This window comes from Ensifer sp. Root31, assembly GCF_001424825.1.
GTDB lineage: Bacteria > Pseudomonadota > Alphaproteobacteria > Rhizobiales > Rhizobiaceae > Ensifer > Ensifer canadensis.
Genome location: NZ_LMCO01000014.1, coordinates 72,196 through 88,477 on the forward strand (window position 1 = coordinate 72,196; position 16,282 = coordinate 88,477).

Here is a 16,282-nt window from a genome sequence, read left to right on the forward strand (position 1 = left end):
GGCCGTTTATGAAAAGGGATATGACGGTGGCGATCGACATCAGACGATCCCCGACCGATAGCTGCACCGCGGCGACCCTGACGGGCCAGGACAACGGGCAAGACATGCTTCTCGCAGATCCTCGGGCAAGGCCAACTTGCAAGACCAAATTGCAGCGATAGAGTGATGTCGCGATTCGTCGCCTGATCATCGCGACGGCAAAGCCCTAAGCGGCCGCAGCTGGGTAGTGGACCCCTGATGACGTTGATCGTGGAAGATCCGGACCCGGGCCAGGACGCCATCACCAACAAGCGGGATTGGAATGCTCTCCATGCGGGCCTGTCTCCGCGCAGGCGATTTCTTGTCGCACCCAAACCGCGCTGGTCACCGTGCGGTGGCAAGACGTTCACCCGCCTGAATGCGCTCGGCTCGAGCACAGTCGTGACCTCGCGGATCCAATTCGTAAACCGTCATCAACACACGAGATTGACTCTGGTCTGCGTCCATTAGACAAGAATGCACGGTTGGAGAGGAAAACAACTCATGGCTGACGAGAACACTACCGAGATCCTAGAGACGACGACGCCGGCCGAGACCGCGCCGCCCAAAAAACGCCGGGGGCCGCAGCTTAAAAAGGCCGCACTCGAAGCAACCTCGGGAGAACCCGAGGCGGCTGCTGTCCCGAAGACCAGGGGGCGCAAAAAGCCGACGGCGGACAATACCTCAGAGCAGTCGCAGACATCGACCAAGACCAAGGCAAAGAACCTCGCTAAGAAGACCGTGAGCGCCACGGCGACAAACCAATCGGTGGAAAAGCCAGCTCCAGCCCTCGACGAGTTTGCAGATCTTCTACAGCTTGAAGAAGAGAACGCGCGGCTCCGCAAGGCCTTGGCCGAAAAGCTCAGGGCTGAGAATGCTGATCTGCGCAAGCGGCTTGGTCTTGATTGATAATTCGGCGATGGACCGATCGAATTGCGCGATCGGTCCCCGTCATCGCATTCGTGCTGGTCGATCCAGGAACCAGCAAGGATGCCAGAGCGATTGCTCGGGGTGACGCCACACGATGAAATCACCATGGAAGTATCTGGTTGAACTGGCCTCTCTGGGGCGAGCGGCAAAGGAGCCAGACCGCGCGCCGGAATCCCCGACCGACCAGCCGCGTACGCCACCAGTTGCGCCAGCAGATGCCCAAACGGCCCAAAGTCTCCCGGACAACGAGACTGCAGAGCCCATGGCGGAAGTGTCGAACGAGACGGCTGCCAATCTCGATTTAGCAATTACAGACTCCGTTTCTGCGCCCGTAGACCAAAGCAGAGAGGCGGGCCCCGTTTCGATTGATCGGCCAACCGATACGTTGCTTCCGGATCGCGCACGTTCCACCCAACCACGTCGCTCTAACGGGCAAATTCGGACTAAAGCCAAAAGGGTCAAGAACCTTGTTGTGGAAGGCGACGTCCCGTTCGGGGGCGTGAACTCCGCAGTCCAGCCACCGCCCATGACCTTCCTCGAAGAGGTTACCGCGCTGGATCAGGAAATCATGCAGCTGAGGCATCAGCTTGCGGCAAAGTTGCGATTGCAGAACAGGCAGCTCAAGAAGATGCTCGATCGCTATGACGCATAATGGGCGCTCGCGCTCTTGAACACGGGATACCTGACGATTTCCCCGAATACGAAGATGAGCAACGCCAGGCGACGACCCTCGGCGAGAGTGTAAGCAACTTCAATGAACATTTGCGCGCTCTGCCAAGTACGCTCATTTAGGCAGCGCAGTTAGTTCGCGGCCGCCAAGCGACAAATACCCAACGCGACGTCGAACGACTTTTCGAACGCGGGTACCGGCAGGAATTCGTAGCGCGAATGGAAGTTGTAGGCGCCAGTAAAGAAGTTCGGCGTCGGGATGCCGCGTGCCGCGAGCACCGCACCATCGGTACCTCCGCGCATCGAGATCAGCTTCTTTTCGATCCCAAGCTCGTTCATGGCCTGGAACAGCAGAGTGACGGCCCGATTGTCGCGCTCGAGGCTGGTGGTGATGTTTCGATAGGTGTCGGTGATCTGATAGCGAATGTTACCGGTGGGATAATTTGAGCGGATGCGCTCCGCTCCCTCGGCGATCCCTCGCTTGCGCTGATCAAAGCCCTCGGTGTCGAAGTCGCGGATCAGGCAGGTCAGTGTCGCCTCGCTGTCATTGGCGACGAGATCCTTGAACCAGAAGAAGCCCTGGCGACCGGCGGTGTTTTCGGGCGTATCGTTGCGCTCGAAGTGCGAGACGAAATCGAGGGCCATCGACAGCGGATTGACCAGCGTTCCCTTGGCCGACATCGGATGGGCGCTGACACCGGCAAAGACGATCTCCGCGGAGGCGGCGTTGAATGTCTCGAGCACCACTTCGCCGAGTTCGCAGCAGTCGATCGTATAGGCAAAGTCACAGGGAAATCGCGCAAGATCAAGCGCCTTGGCACCACGCAAGCCGATCTCCTCGTCGGGCACGAAGGCGACAAAGACGTCTCCATGCGCTTGGCCGTCGAGCCGTCCAAGCAACGTCATGATCACCGCAATGGCCGCCTTGTTGTCGGCTCCGAGCACGCTCGTGCCGTCGCTGACAATGATGTCCTCGCCCTCCCAGGAACGAATCTCCGGATGCTCGACGACACGGACCCAGATGTCCTCCTTGGCATTGAGGCAAAGATCCTTGCCATCGAAGCGCAGGATCTGCGGGCGGATGACGGGCGACAGTCCGACATCGACCGTGTCGAGATGGGCGATAAAGCCGATCGAAGGAGCGTCGGGCCGACTACCGCGTTTGACACCTGTGACGATGGCATGGGCATCAACGAGAACGTCCTGCAAGCCAACAGCCCGCATCTCGTCGGCAAGCAGGGCGGCGAGTGCCGCCTGTCCCGGCGACGAGGGCAGGGATTGTTCACGGCCATTGCTTTGGCTCTCGATCGCAGCATAGCGGAAGAAGCGGCTGATGAGCTGTTTACGGACGTCCATGGTTATTCCTCGTACGCAAGATGCGGGCCGTGTCGGCCCGCGTTGTTGTGGCGATGAGCCGGTACAACACCGACTAGACGCAGATGATGCCGACACCTTCCGAGATCTGGATCTCGGTGCCGAGCCCGGCCGACTGCTCCCCGAGCCGCGCCAAGATGCGCTCGGCGCTTGTCCCTGTCGCCAGATGCGGTGCCAAACGGCGTTCCAGCACGCCGTCCTCTAGTGCCGCGTCACCGCCGATGACCACCGGATGCAGTCTGATCTCGACGAGACGGTTGTCGGCATCGAAGGTCGAGGCCGCCACCACGCTCTCCCAGACCTCCCGCGCCGTCCAGGTCGACTTCTCTGAGCGCACATGGAAGATGAAGTTGCCGAGGCTGTAGAAGATCGGCCGGCCCCGGTAGATCTCGATCGGCTGCAGCACCGGCGCACCGTGGCTGACGAACATCGACGCCCCGGCGTCGATGCAGGCCTTGGCGACACCGCTCACCCAGTCCGGAACCTGATACCAGTCGGATGCCCAATGATGATGGTGCAGATAGGCGACCACCAGCGATCTATCCTTCGCCGCATTCGCGATGGCGGCAAGGTTCCTCTGAAGATCCGCCTCATTGATGCTGACGCTGCGTCCGCATTTGTCGGAGCGCTTGAACACAGCGCGGGCAAGGGCGACCTCGGTGTCCGGGTCCAGATGCGGGCGATCATCCGGCTGGCTGTCATTGGCAAGATCGATCGCGGTATAACCAACCCGGTCACGGATCGCTTCCAGCTGTTCGAACGTTTCGCCATCCACCTCGATCCTCTGGCTGATACCGAGCCGGTTGACGCCCGGACGTGCTGGACGATTGTTCTCACCATCCGCGGCATACATGAAGTCGGGACCGGGACCGCCGTCCATCGCAACGACGGCAACCGGCCGGCCGGCGATCGTCGCACGGCTCGCCCGCGAGACTTCTTGCTGATCGCGACCAAGACCGGCATGAAGGAAGCCGCGTTTTTCGACCTCTTCCAACGTCGAGAGCACGCCGGAGGGACCGAGGTCGAAAGCATGGTTGTTCGAAAGCGACAGCGCCTCAAAGCCGATGTCCTGGAGGCAATCGAGCACGAGCGGATCGCTGCAGCCAAAGAACGAACCTTTGAGCGGCCAGCCGCCGTAACGTCCAAGGATGGTGCTTTCGAAATTGGTGAAGGCGAGATCGGCCTCGCGCAGCAGTGACTGAACCTTGCGGAATGCCGGAACGGTGATGTCGCGGATGTCGTGCTTGATCAGCGATTGGCCCGTCAGGGCAAAAGTGAAGCGTTCTTTCATGGAAGGACTTTCTGGGGCGATGCGCACCAGCCTTTTCGAATGTCTGATGGTTGCGGGCTCCACCCACGCGCACGGAACTGCAGCGCGGCTCAGCATATGAAGCGCTGAGGACGAGCGGCAATCAGGGTGCGGGTGTAGGCATTGTCGGAGCGTGAGAAGATGAAGTCCGAGGACCCAAAGTCCTCGACCCGGCCGTTTTTGAAGATGTAGACGGCGCTGCACATCGCCTGGACGATGGCGAGATCATGCGAGATGAACACCATGGTCATATCTCGCTCAGCAATCGTCTCCTTCAATAGCGTGACGATCTCGGCCTGCACCGAGACATCGAGGGCCGAGGTCGGCTCGTCGGCGACGATGATCTCGGGATTTGCGAGCAGCGCCCGGGCGATACAGACGCGCTGCTTCTGGCCGCCGGAAAGCTGATGCGGATGGCGGGAAAGCAGGCTGCAGGCAAGACCCAGCCGATCCATCATCGCGCCCGACGCTTCGGTTGTCGGCCTATCCCGGGAACCCACCCTTGCGCCGAACCGGATGCTTTCCTCCAGTGTCTCGCCGATGGTCAAACGCGGGTTCAAGGAGACGGACGGATCCTGGAAGATCATCTGCACCCGGCCGAGAAGACCACTGCGAAAGCCGCTTGAGGTAGCCTCGAAGGTTTGCTCGCCGATAACAATGCGGCCCTCACGCGCCGTTTCGAGACCGGCAAGGATGCGGCCGAAGGTTGTCTTGCCGCTGCCGCTCTCGCCGACGATCCCAGTAATCGTCCCGCGCGGCAGGCGGATTCCGATATCGCGCAGACCAAAGCTTGGCCGTTTCTGCCCCCAGACAGATCCCAAACCGAACCCGCGTGGTGAGAACTCCTTCGCGATGCCTTCGGCCACAAGAAGTGGACGCCCCGCGTTGCCGGTGGCACGAGAACCGCCCTGATCATCACCGTCTCCCGCCCTGTCTTCAATATTCGCCACCTTTTCCGGCATGCGAAGCCGTGGAACCGCTGCCAGCAGCTTCTTCGTGTAGTCGTGGCTCGGCCGATCGAGGATGGCAGCGGTTTGATCCGATTCCACCACCTGGCCATTCTTCATAACCAGTACCCGGTCGGTGATCTCGGAGATCACCCCCATGTCGTGGGTAACGAGGATGACGGAAACACCGGTCTCATTGACGAGGGTCCTGAGGAGTTCAAGGACCTGCCTCTGCACGGTGGCATCGAGTGCCGAGGTCGGCTCGTCGGCAACGATGATGTCGGGCGAGCCAGCAAGAGCGATAGCGATCACGATGCGCTGCCTTTGGCCGCCGGAGAACTGATGCGGGTAGTTTCGGTATCGCTGCTCAGGCTCGGGAATGCCAACACGGGCAAGCAGATCGATTGCCCGGGCGCGGGCTTCACGTCTCGAAAGCGATGGGTCGAGCGTTAGGCAGGTTTCCTCAACCTGACCTCCGATGCTCATCAACGGATCAAGGGAAGCGGTGTGATCCTGAAAAATCGCCGAGATCCGCGTTCCCCGTAGCCCCTCGCGCTCCTCGGTCGTCATCGCGTCCACGACCTTGCCTTCGAAGCTGATTGTTCCTGACGTCTGCTGGAACTCCGGCGCAAGCAGGCCGAGGATGGCATTGCCGACTGTCGACTTGCCAGCACCTGACTCGCCGATAATGCCAAGAATCTCTCCACGGCTGAGTTCGAAGTTGACACCGCTGAGGATCGTCGTCGGACCGGCCCTGGAAACATAGCGAAGGCTGAGATTCTCGACGCGCAGCAAGGGCGGCTGTGGTGCCGAGGCGGATTGGGACGACCTGTGAGGCGTCGTCACATGTTGTACTGTCATCGCGTCTGGTTCCTTGGATCGAGGCTGCGGCGAGCGTCCTCGCCGACGAGATTGATGCTGGCGATCAGGCCGAAGAGGGCGAGGCCGGGAAACAGGCTGATCCAGTACTGACCGGTCATCAGATACTGAAAGCCGTTGGCAACGGCGGAGCCGAGCGACGGCTTGTCGATCGGAACGCCGAGGCCCAGGAAGGACAGCGTCGCCTCCAGCGCCACGGCATGGCCGACCTCGATCGGGATCAGGGTGATCGCCGGCGCGATGCTGTTTGGCAGCAGGTGACGAAAGAGGATCCGGAATGTCGGCAGCCGCATCAGCCGGGCGGCATCCATGTAGCTCTTCTTGACCTCGCTGAGTGCGACGCTCCGGGCGATACGCGCATACGTCGCCCATTGCACAATGACCAGTGCCAGGATGATCCGGTCGATGCCCGGTCCGAGCGTGACGATAGCAATCAGCGCAATCAGGATGGTCGGCAGGCTGAGCTGCAGATCGACGAGCCGCATGATCACGACATCGACCCATTTGCCGAAGTAGGCGGCACTGACACCGGCGGTCAGCCCGATCAGGGCGGCCACAGCGGAACTGACGATCGATACAACAAGGCTGATGCGCAGGCCATAGACGATGGTGCTAACGATATCGCGGCCGAGACCGTCGGTTCCAAGAAGATAGAGATATCCTCCGCTGCCCATTGTGACCGGTGGCGAGGACGCCTCCCAACCGAAGATCTGCAACGGATCGTACGGGTTCTGGGGTGCGATCAAGGGGGCGGCAATGGCAACGAGGATGTAGCTGGCTAGCAGCAGCTTGGACGCGGTCAGCACCGGTCCGTATCGACGCTTCTTAAAAGCGCTCAAGATTTGGGCTTTCATGACGGATCACTTTCATGAGGACAGGCGCACGCGCGGATCGAGCACCGCGTAGAAGAGGTCGACGAGGGCGTTGAGCACAACGAAGACGACAGCGATGAAGGTCAGCGTCGCCATTACCACCGGACGGTCGAGCAGCTGGATCGAGTCGATGAGAAGCTTGCCGACACCCGGCCACGAGAAGATCGATTCCACCACCACGGCAAAGGCAAGCATGCCGCCGAACTGCAGGCCGATGATCGTCACGATCGGCACGCTGATGTTCGGAAGCGTGTGACGGATGAGGATGCGCCGCCAAGAGAGCCCTTTGGCGCGGCAAAACCGGGTGAAGTCCTGGCTCTCGACCTCGATCGTGCCGGAGCGCGACAGCCGCGCGATCAACGCGATGTTCGGAATGGCCAGCGCCAGGGCCGGGAGCACGAGGTGCCACAGTCCGTTGGCCGTCAGCCAACTCCAATTCTCACCGAGAACGCGCACGGTCGAGCCGCGGCCGCCGGACGGAAACCAGCCGGTCAGGATGGCGCCCACAAGGATCAGCATCATCGCCAGCCAGAAGGAGGGGATGCTCAACGCGGAGACGCTGACGTTCAGCAACGTTCGATCGAACAGTGTGCCATTCCGGCGGCCGGCGAGAAGTCCAAGCCCGGTTCCGAGGGGTGCCGCGATCAGCATGGCGATCGAAGCAAGTTCCAGCGTCGCCGGCAGCTTGCGCATCACCAGTTCAAACGCCGGCTGATGATAGATGTAGGAGGTGCCGAAGTTGCCGCTGACGACATTGCCGACGAAGACGAGGTACTGGCGCCAGATCGGCTGATCTAGACCGAGCACGATTGTGGCTAGCCGAATGTCCTCAGCCGTGGCGGTTTCTATGTTGACGACGTTGAAGACCGGATTGCCGACGCTGTGGAGGCCAACAAAGCCGATCAGCGACATGGCGATGAGAAGGAGAAAGGCCTGTGACAACCTTCCGAATGCGACAGAGATCATGCCCATGAGCACTTACTCCTTCGAAGCCAAGGTCTGCATCGCCGTCGTCCAGCCGCGCGGATGCATGACATAGGATCCAACGCGCGGGCCGTAACCGACGATGTGGTGGAAGTGGTAGAGGGGGATGATTGGCTGGTCCGCCATGACAAGCTCGGTGGCTTCGGCAAGTGCCGCGTTGCGCTCCGGGCCGACCGCAATGCTCTCGGCTTCAGCCAACTTGGCATCGAAGGGAACGTTCCGATACTTGCCGAAATTCAGCGCACCGGTTCCGCGAGCCGGGTTGGGCGAGGCGACCAGTGCGCGAAGGATGATGTCGACCGCCTCGCCGGAGGTGCCGCCATACCAGACTGCGTAGTCGCCGGCAGCCCGCTTGGTGTTGAACACAGAGAACGGTGCGGCCGAAGGCTGGGCGGCAACGCCGATCCGAGCCCAGCTTTGCGCGATCGCCTGCAGACTCTCGGCATCCCCGGGGTAACGGCCGGCCGGTCCGGCAAGGACGAGGTTGAAGCCTTGAGGATATCCGGCCTTGTCCATTAGAGCCTTTGCCTGCTCAAAGTCGGGTCCCTCGGGCAAGAGCTTGGCCGAGGTGCCGGGCAGGCCGGTCGGGAATACCTGCGACGCCGCCGTGCCGTAGCCGGCAAGGATTTTGTCGACGATAATGCCGCGGTCCGTTGCCAGTGCCAGCGCCCGCCTGACCAGTGGGTTTTTAAACGGATTGGCGATCGGCGCGCCCGATTTGTCCGTCACTCCAGGAAGAATGTCCCGGTCAACGTCAACCTGAACGAAGTTGATGCGAGCGGCACCGATACTGGCGATCCAGGCACCACGATGCTTCAACCCGTCGACATCGCGGGCAGGGATGGCGTCGGCGACATCGACCTCGCCGGTGCTGAGCGCCGCCACCCGCGCGGCCGGGTTCTCGATCACGCGGAAGGCAACCTTCCGCCAGGCTGGTGTGCCGCCCCAATAGCCGTCGTTGCGGGTAAGTCCGAGATTCTCACCGGAGCTCCAGCTTTCGAAGCGATAGGGACCAGTACCTATGGGCGCAGACCCGGCATTGAGCTTCTCGGTTGTCTCGAAGCCCTCCGCCGGCTTGTTCATCATGAAGATCGAGGAGAAGAGAAGCGGCAGGTTCGCAGCCCCGCCGTTTGTCTCGATGACAATTGTGAGGGGATCAGGAATCGAGATCGCCTTGATGCCGCTCACCGACGAGCGAAAGCCGCCGCTGGGTGGCGTGAGGAAATCCCGGATGCGCTCGATCGAATAGACGACGTCGTCTGCATCAAAAACCGAGCCGTCATGAAAACGGACCCCGTCGCGGAGCTTGAATTCCCATTTTGTGTTAGAGAGCGCCCGCCAGGAGATAGCAAGACCGGGCTTCAGCTCGAGTCCTTCATCCTGATAGACGAGCCGCTCGTAGATATGGGAGAGCAGCGAGGTGTTCTCGTTGAGATTGGCGTAATGCGGATCGAGCGTCATCAGCTTGTAGGACGTGGCGATGCGCAGTTCACCATCTTCCTGCGCCAGGACCGTCACGGGCAGCGCGCTCCAAAGCGGGACCGAAAGCAGAAGCGCCGGCAGGAGGCGCGAGTAAAGGTGTCTTCCCAGTTTCATGTGCGGTTCCTTCTTGTTTTTTTGACAGAGTCAGAGGGTCGCTCCGGAAGGCTCCGGCGCGGGGGAAATCAACCGGTTAGTCGGGCGGACTTGCTCAGCTGTTTTGCAACGTCGCCTGGGGTTCGCACGAACGAAGGCGGCGCGGTGGATCAACAGCCGCGTCGATCGCGATGAGATCAGCCATCGCCGCGCGTATTTGTGGCCACGGTTCATCCATACAGGTAGGGGAGGGCTGACCGCGATGCAGGATCGCGTCGACTTGGGCAATGATTCCTGTGATCGACACGGCAGATGTCTGCCATAAGGCCTGTGCGGCCAGTTCCTCTGCCAGCGCTGCCTGATCCTCTACTTCGAGGGCCTCGTTGTAGGCGCGGGAGCCGTCATGCTGTTCTGAAGCGGACAGATCACCTGAGAAGAGTGAGGTTTCGAGCTGCTGCTGATGCACCGTCGATTCGCTCAGACGGTCCCAGGCGTGGCGCCACTGGTGCCAAGCTTCGACCGCGGGATCGTCGGCGCAACGGCTAAACCTTGGATTTTGACGGGCAGCAACCTCTGGATTTGTGGGTAATGACGCCGCCGCGAGAGAATGAGAATCTCTCCGGGTGACCATAGACAAAGTTCTGCTATTGTCGGAATCAGCCATGATCCGAGCTCCTGACAGCTTGGGTTGCGGTCAGATCGAGCAGGTGTTCGAGCACCTGTTCGATCGTCGGCTGCAATTTTTCCTACAAAATGATAGAAGTCAATCAGAAAGTTTGCCTTGAATAACGATCTTCTTACGACGGAGCAATGCCGGGGTGCGCGGGCTATGTTGGGCTGGAGCCAAGCGGAACTGGCCAAAGCAGCAAACGTGTCTCGACAGACTATTGCCGATTTCGAGCGCGGCGCTCACACACCGATTAGCAATAATATTGCGAGCATTGTCTCCGCGTTTGAGAAGGCCGGCATCGAGTTCATCCCCGAGAATGGCCGCGGGGTGGGGGTTCGATTCAGAAAGTAGTCGCCGAGACTGACTCCTCGCAATGGCACGCGCCCCGCGCTACGCAAGCAGCCGCAGCGAGAGGCTGCCGGCGACAGCCTCAGCGGGAGGCTGTTGGTAATGGCAGCCATCTCAATTGCCCGTGCACAATCGCGTGCGGGGACTATTAATTTTCACAGCCTCTGTCATGAATATGCTGTCTGTGAATTCGAACGCTCAGACGCCGGGTCTCTTCTTGCTCACGCGAGAAGAGACCTTTTCTTTTAGAGCGCCTTGTTCACAACTTGCGCGGCCACACTCACCAGGAGCGCAGCGAGGGTAACGGCGGCGCCGCAGCGCGCAAATTTTATGCGGCGCCGTCGAGCGCCAGTCCAGTCATATCCCATCGGTCATCTCCCTGCGACGTGCTGGTCCCCTTCGGCTACAGACCGCGAGACAAAATCGCCGCTTTTCAAACCGACGCTCATTGCGGGTGCCTCATTCCCTTTCAGACAGGATAATGCGCAGCGCCCGAATGACATCGGCCGCATCGATCAACGTATCCCTGATGTCTTCAGTGGATAGATCTCGCGCGCGGGCAGAGGCTATTCCCAAATTGATCAACACGTCGTTGGCGCGCCTGCTTCCTCCGACGTTAGCCTGTTCGCGCATTTCCCGGATTGTATCGACCGATCGGTCGAGGAGCCGACTTACTTCCGAAGGCGTTAATCTCTCGACTTCGTTGGCGGCTCTGATCAGTTCTGAGATGAACGCGTTTGTGTGAGACATACTGGCCTGAGTAAACAATAGTCCTTGCATTTGAACGCGCGTCCGTTTCGCACGTCAACTCTTCCCTCGAAAGCAACGTCCCGCAATCGGGTCGGCTTCCCGAGGCTCGCTCCATTTCCAGTCTGGGCCGGGCTTGTTACGATAACTCTCGATGGCCTAAAAAGAAGCCCTGCCATTGAGGCAGGGCGAGGATTGCATCCAGATGGCTCACTGGACGCGGGGAAATCTGCATCGATCATCAGAGAATGCTACCGAACAAAGGACACGGAAGGGAAGGTCTGATTTCTCGATTCCGGTACGGTTCGGCAAATAATCTCACCTGGACCGAACGGCGGCGCCAAGCGCAGAAACATGATAATCTCATCGTGCTTCTCATCATGGCCGAGGAACCCGTCTGGGATACAGCCGACCTCGACAAATCCATGGCGTTCATAAAAGCGCATCGCTGCCGAATTTTCCGCGCTCACGGCAAGCTCAAGCTGAATAACTCCGTGAGCGAGTGCGTGGTCTATGACCTCCCGCAAGAGGTTCGCGGCAATCCCGGTGCCGCGTTTACCCTTCCTGACATAAACACTGACAAGCTTTCCACGGTGGGCCATTTTTCTTGCATGTTCAAACCTGAGCCCCATCATGCCGACGGGCTGCCCACCAAGAAAAGCGGCGAACACCGGCTGGCTCAGATGTTGACGCCATTGGCGGTCGGAGAGGCGAGCCCAATCCGCAAACACGCTCGCATACGAAAATGGTTCGTGAGAAAGCGCCTCCAGGCGTAAACGTCGAAACACATCGACGTCCTTGACGGACAGTCGCCTGACGACCAATTGATCAGCAATCGGCATATTGTCCTCCACGATAGCACTCGAAATGTTATGCCGCGGACGCTCTTCGAACGAGCTGTCGCCTCAATGAACCTCTATTAAGTGCACTGTCATTCACGAACGCGACCACTGCCATTCGGGAGATCCAGCGGAGATGAACCCACCGTGCGTCTGCTCGGAAAGACGTGCCCAGGCCGGGTCCATCGTAAAGCTCGCGAGATCGCCGACCGCCTGCACCAAAGGCATCTCAGCATATCGCGACAGGAGCGTTTCGACCCCGCCGGAATCCCGAATCTCGGCCAACGGGTCGCCGCTAGCAGGCTTCAAAACGCGATGGCCCCAAAGCCCGGGTCGCGCGTCGCGGCGCAGTTCAGCCAAAAGCCCTGACTGACCTGATTGCGCGAATCCCAAGGCTGCAAGATAGCGCATGAGGGGGTAGTAGATGACCTGGCGGCATCCTCCAAGAACTCGTACGCCGGGCAAGATCGAGGTCACCAGAAACACGGTGTAAAGGCTTGGCACCAGTTCGCGTTGCCGAAGCGCGCCTGCGACACTTTCGCGCCGATACGCGATTTCAAAGTTCGACGCGTTGCTCGCCCTAAGCACGTTATCTTGCAGGCGAAGCGGAACAATCCTGCCTTTTTCCATTCCCCAGAAGAAATCGGTCGTTCGACGAATCCATCCCAGCCAAGACCCCGCATTGAGCCGATCAATCGCGTTTAGGATGCTCTCGGCCAGCGCAGCGTTTCCGATGAACGCGGTCGAAAACCACGAGGCGGCATCATCGAGATGATCTGCAACCAGATCCGCTATGTCGAAATCATCAAGCTGAAGCAGATTGGCAGAAAAGGGGAGGTTACGGCGCCACAGCATCTGATTGGCCTGCGAGATCGCATCGGCAGCTGTCTCAAATTCATCTGAAGGCAACGCAGCGAGGAGATCCGCGGCGAAGCTGTTTTGGGCCGGCTCGCCTCGGGAATTTGAAAGGGCAAAGCGAACTGGGCCGTTGGATCCAAGGATGCTGAACGAGTCCATTCGGCTGCGAGGGAGCCCAAAGACGTTCAGCGGCTTCCCCTCCACCCAGACCCAGCCGGGGCCCTTTTTGGCCTTTTCAGCAAAACTGACAGTCGAGGCGTGATACGTGATGTACCAAGCAAGCTGTTGCGCCTTCAGGCCCAACAAACTGAACACATGCGTGTAGAAGGCGTCCGGCTCGATGAGCAAAAGGCAATGCGGGCCCGTCTGAAGGGTAGGCGACCTCCACATTTGATCACCGGCGCTTCGGGCTCCTTCAACGCCGTAGCCGGACTTGAGAGCAGTCCGCTCGATACATTTGCACAGCAGTGTCATAGCATGGTGACGCACGGAACATCCCGAGTGAAATTCCCTGGCATCGAAAGCCGCTGCGGCGTGATCCTTCAGCGGCCGCTCCCAGTAGGGGACGAGATGCGGCATCAACTCCGACAACACCCGCTTCACGTTAGCTACACTGCAGTATCGGCCATCGGGTAGGGGATACGTCATCTCAAGATGCCAACCGTCTTGGCGCGAGTGGCATCATCGTGTTCGCACTGCGCCAGCTGAGATCAGGTGCCAATGGCTCGACATCGGTATCGACAATTGCCACTGGCAAACGCTCATAGCAGTAACCAGGAGGGATCGCTGGTTTCAGCATCAACGAAAGAAGCTCCAGTATAGCCGCCCGTGAGTTGGACGAGACGATGGTGTAGAAGTTGCCGCTGTTCCAGGTCAGCACCGAGTAGCGAAAAAACATCCTGAGAGAGGAAACCGTCGTCGAAAGATCGACCTGCAGGCCCGCCATGGTGTTCAGGACCTCGTCCTTCTTTCTTGAGATGTCACCAGTCGAAAAGTATCGGGTTTTGAAAAGCTCGTCCTTTTGGCGCTCGCGTTCCTCATAGATTTCGCGATCCACATGCGCGAGTTTTTGCACCTGAACGAGAATGCCACCCGGTCGGATTCGGGGCGCTACGAAGTCTAACTGCTTGATGCGGTCGCGATCGTACATCTGGAACGTTGTGTCCTCGAAAAGGACGTCAAATCCATCGCTGAAAACGAAAAGTTCCGGATCGTTCGCGTATCTCTCGTCGGTGAGCTCGAAGAACGGGCCGTGGAAGAAGTGTGCATGTTCACTTCCACGGTTTGCCACAAACGACAACCGATTGGCCGCCGTTGGGCTACAGCAAAGTGCTTCGATACGACCATTGCCGAGGGTCGCCAGCGTACGCGCGAGGCATCCGGTTCCAGTACCGAGCGTATATATTGTCGTCGGCGCAGCGCTTTGCGCCCAGATCCGCAATGCAAAGGAGAGTATCGCCGCTCCCAAGCGGCCTTCCTCTTCAAGCCTGTAGGGAATGCTGGCGAAGTAATGGCTATCGAAGTGCCCCCAGAGACGTCGATGCGTGTCCGAAAAGACCGTGGCTTCCAGGTCGAAGTCGAGCAGGCTAAGGTCAAGTCTTGGCTCGGCAAGGTCTGGCGCTCCAGATTCACCGCTGGCAGTTCTTTCGAAGAAACCCGCAAACGATGTGAGCCTCGGCGCTTTGCGCCAATGTTCAATTGTTGACCGATCCACCATAGCTATCTCCATTGCCGTGGCGGCGTAGATCAGCAATTCGCACTAACCGAAACGCCTTCCGTTGCCGCTCAGGAGTTTCTATTTGTGAACCCGGGCGAGGGGACCGCCAATCTACCGAAATCGGTAGGCTAATCTTTCGGGGCCCGCAGACATCCCAGGGGTACTGAGGAGCCGCACACGGTCAGAGTTTGACCAACTCCAGGAAGCTCGCCAAGGCAACAGCGTGATGGCTTGTTAAGGCACCCAGTTTGAGCCGTCCGGAACGAAGATACAACTTGACCGCACTTTCTGAGATTCCGAGATCCGCAGCTATTTGCTTGGAGATCCGCCCCCTCGCCAGCAGTTGCAGACACTGGCTCTCTCGCCCGGAAAGTTTGCGAATTCGCTCGGCCTTTCGAAAACCGAGACCGTCAAGCACCGTCTCATGCAAATAGTGGGAAAGGATCTGCATCTCGTGGACGCTTGAATCGCGTAAGCGCGTCCATTCCCTTCTCGGAAGGCTTGAGGTCGCAGAGAAGAGACTGCGTTCGCCATTCGCGCCTCGGATCGGGATCGTCAAACCTTGGGAGCCAACCCCATAAAGGAGCGCTTCTTTAAACAGTCGGCGAGCCGGCTTCGACCGCCAATCGAGGGCAGACCAATCCACAGGAAGAAGGCCCCACCGCATAACGTCGATAACCGGGTCGCTGCCGAAGTAACCCCTTTCGAGATATTCAGCAGTCCACGCATCGGGATAGGTCGTGCAGAAATACGGATACGTGTTCGACGCGGCTCCCGCACTGACCACGAGGAACGTCATGTGCGCCATCTCGTATCGCGCGCAAAGCTCGTCGAGTGCGCGACAAATGTCTTCGCGATGCTCCACTGCTCGCAGCGCAGTCAAAGACGAAGACAGTCTATATAGTTGATTAGACGAAGGCTTCGTTTGTCCGGCATCGTTTCTTTCGCTTCAAAGGTCCAATCCTAACCCAAGCATTTCGGCAGAGAAATTGCAGGAAACACCAGGGAGTAAACGAAATTGGGTAGCGTTTTAGTTGAGCCCGATGAGGTCTCCCCCTGCCGATCGGAATCGTCTTAAGGCAATGACGTGAACCGGAGTTGTCGATCTGTGCCGCTCGTTTATTGTCAAGAAGACCTCGTTTGCTGTGTCGCCGCAAACTCGCGGACAGCCTGAGTAAGGTGCTCAACCAATGACACGCCATCGATGAAGCCGGCATGATCGGCATAATCGAGCTGGGAGGGAATGGAGAAGCGCACACGCGAGATCACACGCCGAGCCCCCAAGGAAGCACGAAAGTTTCCAAGTTATCGCAGAGCCCTTTGACAAGAGCGAGGAGCTCGAGACTGCAATCAAGCTTACAAGTGCGTCCTGCAAGCACATCGCAGCCACCGTCGGGTCATGGGCACGGCGATCTGGGGCAGAGCGCGAAACCTATGCCAGCAGTGGAAAAGGCACGACGTGTGGCCGGATTGTTCCGTGTCGGAATCAGGAGCAGGGGGGCGGGTAACACCCTCAGGCATTCGCTAATCTATTCTGCCATCGCGG

At 59.2% G+C, this 16,282-nt stretch carries 15 protein-coding genes; 3 read left to right on the plus strand and 12 right to left on the minus strand.

Annotated features, from left to right (window positions below):
* Positions 1-522 precede the first annotated feature (522 nt).
* On the plus strand, positions 523-927 hold the full coding sequence (locus ASD00_RS15550; protein ID WP_057207463.1) for a hypothetical protein: 405 nt from the start codon (positions 523-525) through the stop codon (positions 925-927).
* 115 nt (positions 928-1,042) lie between these two features.
* Positions 1,043-1,600, plus strand: coding sequence for a hypothetical protein (locus tag ASD00_RS15555; protein ID WP_156585602.1), 558 nt, complete (start codon positions 1,043-1,045; stop codon positions 1,598-1,600).
* Positions 1,601-1,749: 149 nt separating this feature from the next.
* Here ASD00_RS15555 and pepT read toward each other — a convergent pair whose 3' ends face one another.
* From pepT to ASD00_RS15590, 7 genes are all read right to left on the minus strand, one after another.
* Positions 1,750-2,973, minus strand: coding sequence for a peptidase T (pepT, locus tag ASD00_RS15560; protein ID WP_057207465.1), 1,224 nt, complete (start codon positions 2,971-2,973; stop codon positions 1,750-1,752).
* A gap of 73 nt (positions 2,974-3,046) precedes the next feature.
* Positions 3,047-4,282, minus strand: a complete 1,236-nt coding sequence (locus tag ASD00_RS15565) for a CapA family protein (RefSeq protein ID WP_057207466.1) — start codon at positions 4,280-4,282, stop codon at positions 3,047-3,049.
* An 89-nt stretch (positions 4,283-4,371) separates the two neighbouring features.
* Positions 4,372-6,108 (minus strand): ABC transporter ATP-binding protein, encoded by a 1,737-nt coding sequence (locus ASD00_RS15570; RefSeq protein WP_057207467.1) that lies wholly within the window; start codon positions 6,106-6,108, stop codon positions 4,372-4,374.
* The gene (locus tag ASD00_RS15575) at positions 6,105-6,980 is read right to left on the minus strand and encodes an ABC transporter permease (protein WP_057207468.1); all 876 of its coding nucleotides are present in this window, start codon (positions 6,978-6,980) and stop codon (positions 6,105-6,107) included. Before ASD00_RS15575 ends, ASD00_RS15570 begins: the two co-directional genes overlap by 4 nt.
* 12 nt (positions 6,981-6,992) lie before the next feature.
* Positions 6,993-7,970, minus strand: a complete 978-nt coding sequence (locus tag ASD00_RS15580) for an ABC transporter permease (protein ID WP_082523579.1) — start codon at positions 7,968-7,970, stop codon at positions 6,993-6,995.
* A 6-nt stretch (positions 7,971-7,976) separates the two neighbouring features.
* Complete coding sequence (locus tag ASD00_RS15585) at positions 7,977-9,578, minus strand: ABC transporter substrate-binding protein (protein ID WP_057207469.1); 1,602 nt, start codon at positions 9,576-9,578, stop codon at positions 7,977-7,979.
* Between the two features lie 94 nt (positions 9,579-9,672).
* The gene (locus tag ASD00_RS15590) at positions 9,673-10,221 is read right to left on the minus strand and encodes a hypothetical protein (protein ID WP_156585604.1); all 549 of its coding nucleotides are present in this window, start codon (positions 10,219-10,221) and stop codon (positions 9,673-9,675) included.
* Positions 10,222-10,386: 165 nt separating this feature from the next.
* On the opposite strand from ASD00_RS15590, the gene ASD00_RS15595 reads away from it, so the two are divergent.
* On the plus strand, positions 10,387-10,578 hold the full coding sequence (locus ASD00_RS15595) for a helix-turn-helix transcriptional regulator (RefSeq protein WP_057207471.1): 192 nt from the start codon (positions 10,387-10,389) through the stop codon (positions 10,576-10,578).
* Between the two features lie 456 nt (positions 10,579-11,034).
* Here ASD00_RS15595 and ASD00_RS15600 read toward each other — a convergent pair whose 3' ends face one another.
* The 5 genes from ASD00_RS15600 to ASD00_RS15620 all read right to left on the minus strand — a co-directional run bounded on the left by ASD00_RS15600 (position 11,035) and on the right by ASD00_RS15620 (position 15,601).
* Entirely contained in the window at positions 11,035-11,325 is a 291-nt protein-coding gene (locus ASD00_RS15600) for a hypothetical protein (protein WP_057207521.1), read from the minus strand.
* Between the two features lie 248 nt (positions 11,326-11,573).
* Positions 11,574-12,164, minus strand: a complete 591-nt coding sequence (locus ASD00_RS15605; protein ID WP_082523580.1) for a GNAT family N-acetyltransferase — start codon at positions 12,162-12,164, stop codon at positions 11,574-11,576.
* A 93-nt stretch (positions 12,165-12,257) separates the two neighbouring features.
* Positions 12,258-13,493 carry a hypothetical protein gene (locus ASD00_RS15610; RefSeq protein WP_057207522.1) on the minus strand — a complete coding sequence of 412 codons (1,236 nt, stop codon included), beginning with the start codon at positions 13,491-13,493 and terminating at the stop codon, positions 12,258-12,260.
* Between the two features lie 175 nt (positions 13,494-13,668).
* Positions 13,669-14,736, minus strand: a complete 1,068-nt coding sequence (locus tag ASD00_RS15615; RefSeq protein WP_057207472.1) for a class I SAM-dependent methyltransferase — start codon at positions 14,734-14,736, stop codon at positions 13,669-13,671.
* 181 nt (positions 14,737-14,917) lie between these two features.
* Positions 14,918-15,601: a LuxR family transcriptional regulator gene (locus tag ASD00_RS15620; RefSeq protein WP_057207473.1), complete on the minus strand. Its 684-nt coding sequence runs from the start codon at positions 15,599-15,601 to the stop codon at positions 14,918-14,920.
* Positions 15,602-16,282: the final 681 nt, after the last annotated feature.

Excerpts from the sequence above, each read along its gene's own strand:
- ASD00_RS15585 (WP_057207469.1), bottom strand. The coding sequence starts at position 9,578 with ATGAAACTGGGAAGACACCTTTACTCGCGCCTCCTGCCGGCGCTTCTG.
- ASD00_RS15550 (WP_057207463.1), top strand. The coding sequence starts at position 523 with ATGGCTGACGAGAACACTACCGAGATCCTAGAGACGACGACGCCGGCC.
- ASD00_RS15615 (WP_057207472.1), bottom strand. The coding sequence starts at position 14,736 with ATGGTGGATCGGTCAACAATTGAACATTGGCGCAAAGCGCCGAGGCTC.
- pepT (WP_057207465.1), bottom strand. The coding sequence starts at position 2,973 with ATGGACGTCCGTAAACAGCTCATCAGCCGCTTCTTCCGCTATGCTGCG.
- ASD00_RS15570 (WP_057207467.1), bottom strand. The coding sequence starts at position 6,108 with ATGACAGTACAACATGTGACGACGCCTCACAGGTCGTCCCAATCCGCC.
- ASD00_RS15590 (WP_156585604.1), bottom strand. The coding sequence starts at position 10,221 with ATGGCTGATTCCGACAATAGCAGAACTTTGTCTATGGTCACCCGGAGA.
- ASD00_RS15575 (WP_057207468.1), bottom strand. The coding sequence starts at position 6,980 with ATGAAAGCCCAAATCTTGAGCGCTTTTAAGAAGCGTCGATACGGACCG.
- ASD00_RS15565 (WP_057207466.1), bottom strand. The coding sequence starts at position 4,282 with ATGAAAGAACGCTTCACTTTTGCCCTGACGGGCCAATCGCTGATCAAG.
- ASD00_RS15595 (WP_057207471.1), top strand. The coding sequence starts at position 10,387 with ATGTTGGGCTGGAGCCAAGCGGAACTGGCCAAAGCAGCAAACGTGTCT.
- ASD00_RS15580 (WP_082523579.1), bottom strand. The coding sequence starts at position 7,970 with ATGGGCATGATCTCTGTCGCATTCGGAAGGTTGTCACAGGCCTTTCTC.
- ASD00_RS15555 (WP_156585602.1), top strand. The coding sequence starts at position 1,043 with ATGAAATCACCATGGAAGTATCTGGTTGAACTGGCCTCTCTGGGGCGA.
- ASD00_RS15605 (WP_082523580.1), bottom strand. The coding sequence starts at position 12,164 with ATGCCGATTGCTGATCAATTGGTCGTCAGGCGACTGTCCGTCAAGGAC.
- ASD00_RS15610 (WP_057207522.1), bottom strand. The coding sequence starts at position 13,493 with ATGACACTGCTGTGCAAATGTATCGAGCGGACTGCTCTCAAGTCCGGC.
- ASD00_RS15600 (WP_057207521.1), bottom strand. The coding sequence starts at position 11,325 with ATGTCTCACACAAACGCGTTCATCTCAGAACTGATCAGAGCCGCCAAC.